Origin of the sequence: Bartonella sp. CL71SXKL (genome assembly GCF_042194935.1) — a bacterium.
GTDB lineage: Bacteria > Pseudomonadota > Alphaproteobacteria > Rhizobiales > Rhizobiaceae > Bartonella.
In genome coordinates this window covers 35,806-49,459 of record NZ_JBHINI010000009.1, presented here as the reverse complement: position 1 = coordinate 49,459, position 13,654 = coordinate 35,806, and the positions used below count along the sequence as shown (strand labels likewise).

The 13,654-nt window shown below is 36.0% G+C and carries 11 protein-coding genes; 7 read left to right on the top strand and 4 right to left on the bottom strand.

What is annotated here, in order from left to right; genetic code table 11:
* Positions 1–88: 88 nt before the first annotated feature.
* Entirely contained in the window at positions 89–793 is a 705-nt protein-coding gene (rpiA, locus tag ACFILA_RS06210; protein WP_273790684.1) for a ribose-5-phosphate isomerase RpiA, read from the bottom strand.
* Positions 794–1,275: 482 nt separating this feature from the next.
* Positions 1,276–3,534, bottom strand: coding sequence for a ComEC/Rec2 family competence protein (locus tag ACFILA_RS06205; RefSeq protein ID WP_375660837.1), 2,259 nt, complete (start codon positions 3,532–3,534; stop codon positions 1,276–1,278).
* A 111-nt stretch (positions 3,535–3,645) separates the two neighbouring features.
* On the opposite strand from ACFILA_RS06205, the gene gltX reads away from it, so the two are divergent.
* The 7 genes from gltX (at position 3,646) to ACFILA_RS06170 (ending at position 11,572) form a co-directional block, all read left to right on the top strand.
* Positions 3,646–5,076, top strand: coding sequence for a glutamate--tRNA ligase (gene gltX, locus ACFILA_RS06200; RefSeq protein ID WP_375658131.1), 1,431 nt, complete (start codon positions 3,646–3,648; stop codon positions 5,074–5,076).
* Positions 5,077–5,338: 262 nt separating this feature from the next.
* Complete coding sequence (gene gltA / locus ACFILA_RS06195; protein WP_375660836.1) at positions 5,339–6,634, top strand: citrate synthase; 1,296 nt, start codon at positions 5,339–5,341, stop codon at positions 6,632–6,634.
* A gap of 734 nt (positions 6,635–7,368) precedes the next feature.
* Positions 7,369–8,121: a transporter substrate-binding domain-containing protein gene (locus ACFILA_RS06190; RefSeq protein WP_375631230.1), complete on the top strand. Its 753-nt coding sequence runs from the start codon at positions 7,369–7,371 to the stop codon at positions 8,119–8,121.
* A gap of 339 nt (positions 8,122–8,460) precedes the next feature.
* Positions 8,461–9,213 (top strand): transporter substrate-binding domain-containing protein, encoded by a 753-nt coding sequence (locus ACFILA_RS06185; protein WP_375631231.1) that lies wholly within the window; start codon positions 8,461–8,463, stop codon positions 9,211–9,213.
* A 79-nt stretch (positions 9,214–9,292) separates the two neighbouring features.
* Positions 9,293–10,015: an ABC transporter permease gene (locus ACFILA_RS06180; protein ID WP_273790678.1), complete on the top strand. Its 723-nt coding sequence runs from the start codon at positions 9,293–9,295 to the stop codon at positions 10,013–10,015.
* Positions 10,012–10,719 carry an ABC transporter permease gene (locus ACFILA_RS06175; protein ID WP_273790677.1) on the top strand — a complete coding sequence of 236 codons (708 nt, stop codon included), beginning with the start codon at positions 10,012–10,014 and terminating at the stop codon, positions 10,717–10,719. The genes ACFILA_RS06180 and ACFILA_RS06175 overlap by 4 nt, the downstream gene beginning before the upstream one ends.
* A 79-nt stretch (positions 10,720–10,798) precedes the next feature.
* Entirely contained in the window at positions 10,799–11,572 is a 774-nt protein-coding gene (locus ACFILA_RS06170; RefSeq protein WP_273790676.1) for an amino acid ABC transporter ATP-binding protein, read from the top strand.
* Positions 11,573–11,592: 20 nt separating this feature from the next.
* Here ACFILA_RS06170 and lpxB read toward each other — a convergent pair whose 3' ends face one another.
* Together lpxB and ACFILA_RS06160 are read right to left on the bottom strand one after the other, a co-directional pair.
* Positions 11,593–12,789 carry a lipid-A-disaccharide synthase gene (gene lpxB, locus ACFILA_RS06165; protein ID WP_273790675.1) on the bottom strand — a complete coding sequence of 399 codons (1,197 nt, stop codon included), beginning with the start codon at positions 12,787–12,789 and terminating at the stop codon, positions 11,593–11,595.
* Positions 12,782–13,654, bottom strand: coding sequence for an LpxI family protein (locus ACFILA_RS06160; protein ID WP_273790674.1), 873 nt, complete (start codon positions 13,652–13,654; stop codon positions 12,782–12,784). The genes lpxB and ACFILA_RS06160 overlap by 8 nt, the downstream gene beginning before the upstream one ends.

The window sequence follows — 13,654 nt, the reverse complement described above, 5'->3', positions numbered from 1 at the left end:
CTAATTATAATTTTAATTCGTTATTCTACCTAAAATCTTTAAGACCCTTTATTTACTGTGCTAACATATCATCATGTAAATGCCTTTTCTAAAAATCAAACGGTTCTAAAACTTTTATTTGACCATCAGCCATAGCGACAATTGCACGTGAAGCCAACCCCAAAAAAAGGCCATGCTCAACAACACCAGGAATAGCAAGAAGTGCATCCGATAATGGTTTTGGTTGCAAAATGCAGCCCCAAAATGCATCAAGAATAAAATGGCCACCATCTGTTTCAAAAGGATCTTTTCCATTCATTCGCAATGAAATTTTCCCAGAAAGCCCTAAATCATCAGCGACTTTTTCAATGGCTCTGCATGTTGTGTGGATACCAAATGGATTAACTTCAATTGGTAGTGCAAAAGCACCAAGTCTTTTTACCACCTTTGTTTCATCCGCAATGACAAGCATTGCACGAGATGCCGATGCTACAATTTTTTCATACAACAATGCTCCCCCTCCCCCTTTAATGAGCATCATCTCAGGACCAATTTCATCTGCTCCGTCAATATCAAGGTCCAGCTCAGGTATTTGTTCTAAAGTGCTAACAGGCACTCCAAACTTATGACAGAGTTGTTCAGAATATCTTGAAGTAGCAACACCAGTCACACGCAAACCATCCGCAACACGCTCACCTAGAAGACGAATAAATTCATTGACTGTCGAACCAGATCCGATACCAAGCCGCATACCATCTTCAACAAACTCAAGCGCTTTAATAGCTGCCATTTTTTTTAACTGCTGAACATTCATGAATGACTTTGCCTTCTATCCGTATAAGCAGCATTTATCACCCCTATTACCACCGATAATAATGATAATAAAAGATAACCTCTTGACGCAATCTATTTAAATTTACCATCATCTTTTGCTTGAAGAAATGTTACCCGTTATAGAAATATATGATAAGAATAAAATAGAATAATCAACAATTATCTTTTTTATTTCTTTGAGAAGATTTGTTAGCATTTTTTTCATTCAATAAGAATTTTTGATTTATCTTGTGCTATCAATAGGATGCACAAAGATGCACATATCAATTTTTTTGAAAAAATTAAAATGATCAGATATAAAAAATCATCTATTTCTAGAAAACTGTAGATTATTATCTCGTTTCAATGACATTGATAAAATTACCAATCTAAATACCGTAAAATATTATGAGAAAAGTCTTCTGTTATTTTTTGTTTTGTCATTATCCAAATGTGAAGCAAAATATGACCGATTATATGTTTTTATGAATGCTGTCTGTGCATATTCCATGGTCTATGAAACCCTAGAGAAGACCAAATAATATCTCCACCTTTGGTCATCATAACGCTTCCTCGTGATAACAATTGTTGAGGCATAAATATTATTTTTGCCTTCTTGTAACAAGTTGGATTATGCATCACAAATGTCTGAATGAGAATATCTGCCTCTACACATTGATCTGTTTCTCTCTGTAAAACGATCACTTTTAATCCATTATCCAATAAAGATGTACATACATGATAATCACAAATAAATTGTCCGTGCAACGAAGGACCATATTTTGTTGGTTTAATCGTTTCATTCACACGAAATGACTTTTTCCATATGGATGTCGTGAACTTAGAAATATGGTAACGATCGATATATAATTTTTTATCATGGATAACGCCCACGAGACGCATATTATCTGCTATAATCAGTTGTACAGGTGAATGCGTTACACAAATAGAAATACCTGCCAAAATAAACAAACTAAAAAAGAGCCGGATGGGTGTTTTGCAAAAAGTCAGTCCAACCAAGCCTATACTCAATAAAACTAACGCTGATAACGGCATAAAACCAGGATTCAAATCAGGAGAAATAGCCTTGATAGCATGTGCAATCTTTATTACAAGATCAACTCCAAAACCCATAATTTGAAGAGGAAGCCATTCGAATCCTCCTAACATTGCAAGAACTGCGATTAATCCAAAGGGAATGACAAAAATTGAGATGACAGGCAAAGCAAAAGCATTACTAATAATGCTCAAAGATGCCATATTAGAAAAATGATAAGCAGCATAAATTCCACTTGCACTCCCTGCAACAAAGGAAGAAGCACATGTTGAAAGCATCGATGAGAAAACAAAATTTATCACTCCTCCTCCAACATAAGAGGGAGTTGTTTTTCTTTTACGAAAAAATGACCTTCCACTCCACCAATCAAAAAAAGCGATCAAAGCAGCAGTCGCAGAAAAGGACATTTGAAAGCTAGGACCTAATATTTCATGGGGTGTCATCGCTAGAGTTATCAACCCTGCAATGGAAAAATTACGCATTGTTATAGCAGAGCGATTACACAATATAGCAACCAACATAACAGCAATCATCACAAAACTTCTTTGCGCTGATATTGCTAAGCCCGACAATAACAAATAAAAAGCTGTTATCATAAAAGCAACGATAGCAGCAAATTTTTTACTGGAATAATAGGAAGAAAAAACTGGAAAAAATGCTAAAAAACTACGGATACTCAAAAGAACTATGCCGCTTAACAACGCCATATGTAAACCTGATATTGATAAAATATGAGCTAATCCAGCTGTACGTAATGCTTCATTTGTCTCATTTGAAATACCAGCACGCTGCCCTGTTATGAGGGCAGCTGCAACACTCCCCTTTTCTCCTTCAAGGGCTATATGGATTCTTTGTGTCATCTTCGTGCGTAAATTTTCAATTTTCTGTAGAATGATAGCGAATATTCCATCAGGCTGCGAAACGAATATTTTTCTTGGTTTTTCTAAATAAACGCCTTGTGCTCCAATTCTTTTAAAATAATTATGAAAACTAAAATCGTAGCCTCCTGGACGCACAGGCCCAGAGAATGCACGAATCTTAACTTTTCCATGCAGTCCATCACCAATCGCTAAGCCAGATGGCAAATATCTTGCCGATAAACGAACACGATGAAGACTATGGCGTAATACAGGATTTTCTGTATTCAAAATCTCCAAAACTAAACGAAATCCTCCTTTGGCACCTGACTCAATAGAAACAATTCTTCCCGTCAATGTAGTGACAATGTCACTGCTTAGCATGGGTGTTGCAATACGCCACGTTTCTATTTTTGCCGCTAAAGCACCCAATATAATACAAAACAGAAACCCCACGGGAATCCATATTTTTCGATAAAAACGTGCAACATAGAATATTCCCAGAAAAATACTGACCAACGCCCCCAATTGTCCCCAACTTGGTTCCCACTCTAAATGAAAATAGAAAATGATTCCTAGGGCAAAAAAGACTAAAATCAGCGAAAAAAGGATACCAAAAGAAACTTCTTTATTGATACAATCTTCTAACCATTTGCGAAAAAAAATGATTACTTCTTTTAAGAGTGTCAATAAAAAAAGTTTTTGTTGGTTATAGCTACCGTTCTTTGCATCATCATATCTAGAAAAAACACTCTGCCCTATCTGACATGGCTTTTTTCTTTCTGTAACAGATTTTTCGGATAAACCCTCTTTACTTTTATAAAACATCAGTCCCCCACTTTAACTCGCAATACGGCTATTGCACGCCCCATCACTTATGCTAACATGACTTTTCTATAAAATTCCATAAGTAATATCTTAGTTTAAAGGAAAATATTCGTGTCTGTGATTACTCGTTTTGCCCCTTCACCCACTGGCTTCCTTCATATTGGTGGTGCTCGTACTGCTCTTTTTAATTGGCTTTATGCAAAACATACCGGTGGAAAAATGCTTTTACGAATTGAAGATACAGACCGAGAGCGTTCAACAGAAGCAGCTGTAAAAGCCATTATAGATGGCTTGCACTGGATGGGTCTTAGTTATGATGGCGCCCCTATTTCGCAATTCGAACGTGCAGAACGTCACCGCCAAATCGCTGAACAGTTGGTCAAGAATGGTAAAGCATATTATTGTTATGCTTCACCTGAGGAGTTAGCTGAAATGCGTGAAAAAGCCCGTGCAGAAGGGCGCCCACCACGTTATGATGGACGTTGGCGCGACCGTGATAGTTCTGAAGCTCCTAAAGGTGTTAAGCCTGTTATTCGCATCAAAGCCCCTCAAGATGGAGAAACGATTGTACATGATCGTGTTCAAGGTGATGTCCGTTTTCCTAATAAAGATCTCGATGACTTCATTATTTTGCGTTCTGATGGTTCGCCTACCTATATGCATGCTGTTGTCGTTGATGATCATGATATGGGCATCACACATATTATACGTGGTGACGATCATCTTACCAACGCAGCCCGACAAACGATTATCTTTAAAGCAATGGGATGGGACATTCCCGTTATGGCCCATATTCCTCTTATCCATGGTGAAAACGGTGCAAAATTATCAAAGCGACATGGTGCGCTCGGTGTTGATGCCTACCGAACAATGGGATATCTTCCTGCTGCTTTGCGCAATTACCTTGTCCGTTTAGGTTGGAGTCATGGTGATGACGAACTGATGTCACTTAAAGATATGATTTCTTGGTTTGATATTGAGGATATTAACAAAGGTGCTGCTCGTTTTGATCTCAAAAAGCTCGATTCCATCAACGGACACTATATGCGTATGAGTAATGATCAAGAACTTTTTGATGCCGCTCTTAATATTCTACCAGAAACCGATAGGGGAGCACAAATTATTGAAAAACTTGATGAAAAACGCCGTGTTCAATTTTTAAAAGCAATCCCGCATTTGAAAGAACGTTCAAAAACACTGTGCGAACTGATTGACAATGCCTCCTTCATTTTTACGCAACGACCTTTACAACTTGATGAAAAAGCTCAAATGCTCTTAGATAAAAATGGACGAACCATTTTAAACGATCTTTATCTTGCTCTGAAAGCGTGCCCCTCTTGGGATACAAAAACTCTAGATGAAACACTTCGCTCTTTTGTCCAAACACAGAATCTCAAATTTGGATCTATCGCCCAACCACTTCGCGCAGCTCTTACAGGATGTGCAACATCACCAGGTGTTTTGGATATTCTTATTTTATTAGGACGCGATGAATCCCTTCATCGCATCAAGGACCAACTTATCACAACAATATGCCCATGATGTGCACTGAGTATATTTCCTCAAATAAGGATCTATACAGATATCTCAACGCGCCTTAAAAGAGTTTTTTATGTTATATCATTGAAATACATTTCTTATTGAGTAATAATGATCAATAAGGAAATATTTTTAGATTGCATGTACTCACTTTTAGAGGCAATCTACCCTTAATATAAGTAAGAAAAGCTTCAGTTATACATCCCCCACTCTGATGAAGCAGAGTCTTAATTTTTAGAAGTGAAGGATCTGAAAGGAATACCGAATGTCTGAGAATAACGCATATATTATTGTGAATGATAAAAAAGTAGAGCTTCCCTTGCGTAAAGGCACGAGTGGACCTGAAGTCATTGAAATTGCTTCTCTCTACAAAAAAACCGATATTTTTACTTATGATCCTGGTTTTACTTCAACTGCTTCTTGTGAATCAAAAATTACTTATATCGATGGTGATAAAGGCATATTGCTTTATCGTGGTTATCCTATTGATCAATTGGCTGAAAAAGGAGACTTTCTCGAAAGTTGTTATCTTTTACTTTATGGTGAACTCCCAACACAGCAAGAAAAAAATGAATTTGATCGATGTATTATGCAGCATACCATGGTCCACGAACAATTTGCACGCTTCTTCCATGGCTTCCGTCGTGATTCTCATCCTATGGCCGTCATGGTTGCCTGCCTTGGCGCTATGTCTGCGTTCTATCACGACTCTATTGATATTACAGATCCTCACCAGAGAATGATTGCTTCTGTTCGTCTTATTTCAAAAGTTCCAACACTTGCTGCTATGGCCTATAAATACAGTATTGGACAAGCATTTGTTTATCCACGTAATGATCTTAGTTATGCTGCAAATTTCCTCCATATGTGCTTTGCTGTTCCTTGTGAAGAATATAAAACAAACCCTGTGCTTGCTCGGGCGATGGATCAAATATTTACCCTTCATGCAGATCATGAACAAAATGCTTCTACATCTACGGTACGTCTTGCTGGATCCTCAGGTGCTAATCCGTTTGCCTGTATTGCAGCAGGAGTTGCATGCCTTTGGGGACCAGCACATGGTGGTGCCAATGAAGCATGTCTAAAAATGCTACAAGAAATAGGTTCTATTAAAAGAATTCCTGAATTTATTGCACGTGCAAAAGATAAAAATGATCCTTTCCGCCTTATGGGCTTTGGGCACCGTGTCTATAAAAATTATGATCCACGTGCAAAAATCATGCAAAAAACCTGTCATAAAGTTTTAAAAGAACTCAACATTCAAGATGACCCTCTTCTTGATATTGCAATAGAGCTTGAAAAAATTGCCTTAAGTGATGAATATTTTATTGAGAAAAAGCTTTATCCCAATGTTGATTTCTATTCCGGCATTACATTAAAAGCTCTAGGTTTTCCAACTGAAATGTTTACTGTCCTTTTTGCATTGGCGCGCAGTGTCGGGTGGGTGGCACAATGGAAAGAAATGATTGAAGACCCTGCACAAAAAATTGGTCGTCCTCGACAACTCTACACAGGCTATGCTATGCGTGACTATGTTCCTATAGATGAACGTGCAAATTAAAAAAAGAGATCAATAAAGCTTCAATTTACTGAAGCTTTATTGAGAGTAATCAAAAAACATCCTTTAAGAATTTTTATAAAACGTGATTTTAAAACTCTTTCTACAGAGATAACATCATCATAAAAATTTACTAAAAAATTCTAAGTTTTAGCTCTGTAAAGAAATTGAGAATACTTTTCTGCGAATTAGCCAAACATTTAGCAAAAAGAAATTGAAAATTTTACCTTATAATCCTCATTATCTTTAATAGAAATGTATTCCCTATCATTCCCCCATGTTTAAAAGCCCTATTACATATTAAAATCTAGCAATGTCAGAATTTTTCTTTCTATCTTCTTCAGATAAAATTGCAAAAGGCTTACATTAAGTGCTTTTCTAAGATGCCAAAACTTCTTATCCCTCTTCAAATAGATTCGAATAAAAATACTTTACATTTTGTCCTGTTAAGAGCTGAAATTTTCTTTGTATTTAAGTTAATAGTTTTTCTTTTAAAGATAAATTATTGATTTTTTTAAGTAAAATCATTAAATCATATAATCAATAGAGGTATCCTTCTTTCCTGTATTTTTTATTCCCATACTTGATAAAAAGAAATTATTTTTTGACAATGATATTCAGCATAATGATAGCAAAATGACCACAGATAAATTTTTTACATTGCTCCAAAAGAGCTTACAGATTATAAAAATTCATGATGGTTTCATATTTGCCAGCTTATCTAATAGGAGAACATAATGAAATTATTAGCAGGAGCTCTTATAATAAGCGCGACACTATTTACCCTATCGGCCAATTCTCAAACGCTGAAAATTGCAAGCGATGCTTCTTATCCGCCATTTAGTTATATTGACTCAAATAACGAACTTCAAGGGTTTGATATTGATATATCTTATGCTCTTTGCAAAAAAATGAATGTTGAATGTACTATTGTCACACAAGACTTCGAGGGGATGATTCCCGGTCTTCTTGCCAAAAAATACGATGCTATTGTTTCTTCCCTTTCTCCTACAAAAGAGCGCTTACAAAAAATTGATTTTACAGATCCTTACTACAATACAGCACTCGCTGTTATTGTTACCAAAAATTCGGAAATTAAAGAAATCTCAACACAAGCCTTTAGAGGTAAAAACCTTGGTGTACAATCAAATACAACACAAGCTGCATATGCGGAAGATCATTATGCCTCTGAAGGAGTTAATATCAAACTTTATCCTACAGCAGCAGAAGTTAATCGTGATCTTTTAAGCCATCGGCTTGATATCATCATCTTTGATAAATTAAAAGCATTAAATTGGCTTGAAAATGAAGGAAAAGACTGCTGTCTCCTCTTGGGAACTCTAGAAAAAACAAATTTTCCTATTGCAATTGCACTCCGTCAAAATAATAATGATCTTAAAAACAGTTTTAATAAAGCAATAGAAGAAATCCGCGCCGATGGAACCTATGAGAAAATTATGAGAAAATATTTTACTTTCGATATCGATTAGATCTCACTATGAATTAAAATTCAATCTGTATATTTAAGGAGTATCTTTAACTCTTTATTGGACATGCAGGTATAATTGGAAATTCGGCATTTCTATAAGAAAATTTACATTTATCAAAATAATTTTTAATTGTTCCTCAATATTTAAACACTTTATAGAATCTAATGACAACGATAAAGTTGTATTTTTATCGTATCAAAATCTAATTTTTTGATAATAATGCCCAACATAATGATCTAAAATAAGCATCAATAAATTTTTGAATTGCTCCAAAAAAGCTTACAGATTATAAAAACATAATGATTTCATATTTGCCCGCTTATCCAATAGGAGAACATCATGAAATTATTAGCAGGAGCTCTTATAATAAGCGCCGTACTATTCACCCAATTGGCTGATGCGAAAACATTAAAAATTGCGAGTGAAGGCACCTACCCTCCCTTTAGCTATATTGACTCAAATAATAAATTGCAGGGACTTGATATTGATATATCTTATGCACTTTGTAAAAAAATGAATGTTGAGTGTACTATTGTTACACAAGACTTCGAGGGAATGATCCCTGGACTTATTGCAAAAAAATATGATGCTATCATTGCTTCCCTCTCTCTCACACAAGAGCGCTTACAAAAAATTGACTTCACAGATCCTTACTACGATACAGCACTGGCTGTTATCGTTACCAAAGCTTCGGGAATTAAAGAAATCTCGACACAAGACTTTAGAGGTAAAAATCTTGGTGTGCAATCAAATACAACACAAGCTTTCTATGCAGAAGATCATTATGCTTCTAAAGAGGTGAAAATCAAACTCTACCCTTCCACAATAGAAGTGAATCGTGACCTTTTAAATCATCGACTTGATGTGATTATTGTTGATAAATTACAAGCATTAAATTGGCTTAAAAATGAAGGAAAAGATTGCTGTCTCCTCTTGGGAACTCTAGAAGAAACAAGATTTCCTATTGCAATTGCAGTCCGTCAAAATAATAATGAACTTAAAAATAAGTTCAATAAGGCGCTAAAAGAAATCCGTTTGGATGGAACTTATGAAAAAATTATGAGAAAGTATTTTACAGGTGATGTTTATTAAATATCGATATGATATTTAAATGAAACCTACTGGTTATTGCTAAAAAATATTATCGAACTCTTTCATGAGGAACACAGGAATGATTGAAAATTTAGCATTGCTATCATTTAGCAATGGTGGATGGGGAGTGGTTATACTTTCCAGTGCAGGAATGACTTTGTCATTGGCATTATGTTGTGGCTTTCTAGGATTTCCTCTAGGACTTCTCAATGCAGTGATGATTCGATCCAATATTAAGATGGCCAAAGCTATGGCACGCCTCTTTTCAACAGTATTCCGTGGGCTACCAGAGCTTTTAACTTTGTTTTTAGTTTACTACGGATTACAAAGCCTTATTCAAAATTTATTTGACTATTTTAATTTTGAAATCATGTTCAGTATCAATGCATTTGTTGCTGGTGTTCTTGCACTTAGTATGGTTCTTGCAGCTTTTTCTTGTGAAGTTTGGCTTGGAGCATTTAATATTTTTGATAAAGGTCAATATGAAGCGGCTAAAGCTTTAGGACTTTCACGGTCAACCACATTTTTTCGTATTGTCTTCCCTCAGCTCATCCGAAATGCCTTGCCAGGACTTTCTAATAATTGGCTTACTTTACTGAAAGATACATCCCTTGTTTCTACCATCGCGCTTGTTGACCTCATGCGACAAACGAATTTAGCTGTCGCTGCTACCAATAAACCCATGCTATTTTATTTTGTAGCATGCTTACTCTATTTGTTATTTTCAGCGGTTTTTACTGCAATCTTACGCCATTTGGAAACATACACTCAAATAGGCTATAAAAAGGTGCTAGGTCAATGATTCCTGAGTGGCTTTATTTCCTTTTTAATCCTGATCTTTTAAGCCATTATGGACCCAAATTTATTAATGGCTTTATTGTTACTGTTGAGCTTGTTTCTATCTCTTGTTCTCTAGGTCTTTTTCTTGGTATGCTTATCGCTTTTGCTCGTCTATCAAAGAATACATTTTTACAATATTTTGCAAATGCTTATGTCTATTTTTTCCGTGGCTCTCCTTTATTAGCTCAACTCTTTCTTTTTTATTATGGGCTTGGTTCAATGAATAGTTTTTGGCAACAGGTGGGACTATGGTGGTTTTTTCAAAACGCCTGGTATTGTTGTCTTTTTATTTTTACACTCAATTCTGCTGCCTATCAATCTGAGATCTTTAAAGGAAGTTTTTTATCCGTAACAACTGGACAGCGTGAAGCATCAAAAGCTTTAGGTTTAAGCAACTCTGTCACATTTTTTAGAGTTATTCTTCCACAAGCAATGATTGTAGCATTACGCCCCCTAGGAAATGAGTTGATTTTAATGATTAAATCCAGTGCTGTTGCCTCACTTATTACTGTTTATGATTTAATGGGAGTTGCTAAACTCACTTATTCACGGACTTTTGATTTTCAAGTTTACGTTTGGGCTGCTCTTATCTATCTCTTTATCGTTGAACTCATTCATCGTTTTATTGTTTTTATCGAACAGCGCCTCACTCGATATTTACGTTAAATAAAATGATCATAAAAAACTTTACCAAACCAAAATGTTGAATTAATCACGTTATTCATCAATGAAAGAATAAAATAAGATGAATTTGAAAAATAATAAATCGATCTCTCCCAATAAAAAACCAGTGATCTCTATTCAAAATCTAAATAAATGGTATGGAAACTTTCAGGTCCTACATGATATCAACTTTAATGTTCAAGCTGGTGAACATATCGTTATTTGTGGACCATCCGGATCAGGAAAATCAACGTTAATTCGTTGTATTAATCAATTAGAACAAGCACAAAAAGGTTCAATCTGTATCCATAACGTTGATATCCATACCGCTCCTATACAACAGCAAAAAAAAGTTCTTCGTAAGATAGGAATGGTCTTTCAGAATTTTAATTTATTTCCCCACATGAGCGTTATACAAAATTGTATTTTAGCACCTATGACCGTTCAAGGGCTTTCCAAACAACAAGCACAAGAACGGGCAATTCGTTACTTAACACATGTTGGTATTGAAAAACACTGTGAAAAATATCCTTTACAACTTTCTGGTGGGCAACAACAACGTGTTGCGATTGCCCGTGCACTTTGTATGGAACCTGAAGTCATGCTTTTTGATGAACCAACCTCTGCTCTTGATCCAGAAAGTGTGGGAGAAGTTTTGGAAGTGATGGCTCGATTGTCCGACACAGGGATCACAATGCTTTGTGTTACCCATGAAATGGGCTTCGCACGTAAAGTCTCAGAAAGAATACTCTTTCTAGAAAATGGAAAAATTGTTGAAGATACAGCCTCTGAAGAATTTTTTACCAATCCTAAAAGCCAACGTGCTTGTAATTTTCTTGCTAAAATTAAATATTAATCATTAAAATATTGCTTTATTTATACAATTTTATTCTTGTTTTTTAAAAGAGCGATAATTGTTTGTGCGCCAACAACCCCTGATGGTACTTCAGTTTTCATTTTCTGTTCTACCATCTCAAAGGCATCAAGTTGTGCCTGTCGCAATAAAGGATTAGCCAAAAGTTGTTCTACTTGTCTTGCTAACATACCAGGACGGATTAATTCATTCAAATATTCCGAAACAATAGGCTTATCAGCAATAATATTTGGAAGAGCAGCACTCCATAACATCATTTTAGGAAAAATAAATAATTTAGAAAAACGATCAAGTTTATAGCAAAGAACCATAGGAATTTTTGCTAAGGCTAATTCAAGTGAAACAGTTCCATGTGCCGCAAGAGCAACATCTGCTTGTGCAAAAGCACGCCATTTTTCATCTTCACCAACGACAATTTCTATCTTGCTTTTCCAGCCTTGCACAAAATCACGGATTCTATCTACCAAATGAGGTAAGGTTGGTAAAATAATACGTAAATGAGGAATACGTTGTACAAGAATCTCTACTGTTTCTCGAAAAATAGGCATTAAGGAACGAATTTCTAAATTGCGTGATCCTGGCAAAATAACTAATGTAGGCGATGATATTTGTGTATCGATCAAATTTCTTTGTTCTAATTGGCTTTTTTTTTCTGACTGAACTCTCAAAAGGGGAGGATATGTCAAAAGACGATGTCCAACATAGGTCGTGGCAGGGCCTCCCAAATCTTGCATAATCTTTTCTTCAAAAGGAAAAACCGCTAAAACATGATCAACAAATCCACGCATAGCTTTTGCACGCTCTGGCCTCCATGCCCAAACGGTTGGTGCAATATATTTAATGATAGGAATAGAAGGCGCTAAAGCACGTACCTTTTTTGCAATACGATGTGTAAAATCAGGACTATCAATAATAATTAAACAATCAGGTTGTTCTTGTGCAATAAATTTGGATAAATTGCGAATATGTAGCAACAACAATGGTAGTTTTTTCAATACTTCCTTTAAACCTATTAAAGCAATATCATGGGAATCAAAAAAGCTTTTTAAACCTAATGCCTTTAAATGCCTCCCCCCAACACCAATCAAATGAATATTGCATCCTATCTGTTGTGATAAACAAGTAATTAAATCGGCCCCAAGTAAATCACCAGATTCCTCACCTGAAACCACAGCAATCTTTAAGAAACAATTATTCATGACCAAACCTTTCAAATGTCTCTATAAATAGAGAATATTTGTTGGCTTTTTCTATTGTTGTTTTCACCGATAATATTAGACTTCTATTTGCCTCCACCGCAACACCAGATAAACCACTCTTTGCAATATTTATTATTGTCGCGGGCCCAATTGATGGCAAATCAACGCGATTATCCTGTTGTGGTTTTGCACATTTTACAAGAATGCCACCTTTAAGGGGAATTTGCCCTCTTTCTCGCATTTCACAAACACGCCACAGCATATTATCAGTTCCCTCAGCACCCTCCAGAGCAACCACCCTTCCTTGGACAACGACAACGGCTTGCCCGATATCTAATTGACCTAAAAGCTTTGCTGCTTCTACTGCTAAAAAAATATCTTTTTTCTCTTTTGGAGTAGCGCGCCGTACTGTTAAATTAAATTCTATGGGAGCTAAAAGATCTGGGACTATTTCGTGAGCACCGATAACACAAAAACCGTGTGCTTCAATAACCCGTATAAAAGCTTTTAATAACGCATCGTCCCCCCTCTTCAAAGCTCCGATTAACTTAGGAAGAGCTAAAAATGTTGTCCAGTCCAGTCGCAATTGTTTAAGAAGTGGACGCTTTTTCACACCACCTGCCAAAACAACATTATATACACCAGCCTCTTTTAAAATTTTAACGAGTCGCGCTAACTCTACAATTGATAGCTCGCAATGCTCATAGCGATAAAGAACAGAATCTGCCTCACCATGCAAAAGCACAAGAAAAGGATTTTCTCCATTCTTCTCAAGAGTCTGCGCAACAGTAATCGGTAGAACACCATTTCCTGCTATAATAGCAGTACGGCCGGAAAGAAAACTTCTGGCTCCCCAAATAGGCAT

Bases quoted from the DNA above. Each gene is read 5' to 3' on its own strand.
- ACFILA_RS06160 (WP_273790674.1), bottom strand. From the start codon at position 13,654: ATGCCTATTTGGGGAGCCAGAAGTTTTCTTTCCGGCCGTACTGCTATT.
- lpxB (WP_273790675.1), bottom strand. From the start codon at position 12,789: ATGAATAATTGTTTCTTAAAGATTGCTGTGGTTTCAGGTGAGGAATCT.
- ACFILA_RS06170 (WP_273790676.1), top strand. From the start codon at position 10,799: ATGAATTTGAAAAATAATAAATCGATCTCTCCCAATAAAAAACCAGTG.
- ACFILA_RS06190 (WP_375631230.1), top strand. From the start codon at position 7,369: ATGAAATTATTAGCAGGAGCTCTTATAATAAGCGCGACACTATTTACC.
- ACFILA_RS06185 (WP_375631231.1), top strand. From the start codon at position 8,461: ATGAAATTATTAGCAGGAGCTCTTATAATAAGCGCCGTACTATTCACC.
- gltA (WP_375660836.1), top strand. From the start codon at position 5,339: ATGTCTGAGAATAACGCATATATTATTGTGAATGATAAAAAAGTAGAG.
- ACFILA_RS06205 (WP_375660837.1), bottom strand. From the start codon at position 3,534: ATGTTTTATAAAAGTAAAGAGGGTTTATCCGAAAAATCTGTTACAGAA.
- ACFILA_RS06175 (WP_273790677.1), top strand. From the start codon at position 10,012: ATGATTCCTGAGTGGCTTTATTTCCTTTTTAATCCTGATCTTTTAAGC.
- rpiA (WP_273790684.1), bottom strand. From the start codon at position 793: ATGAATGTTCAGCAGTTAAAAAAAATGGCAGCTATTAAAGCGCTTGAG.
- ACFILA_RS06180 (WP_273790678.1), top strand. From the start codon at position 9,293: ATGATTGAAAATTTAGCATTGCTATCATTTAGCAATGGTGGATGGGGA.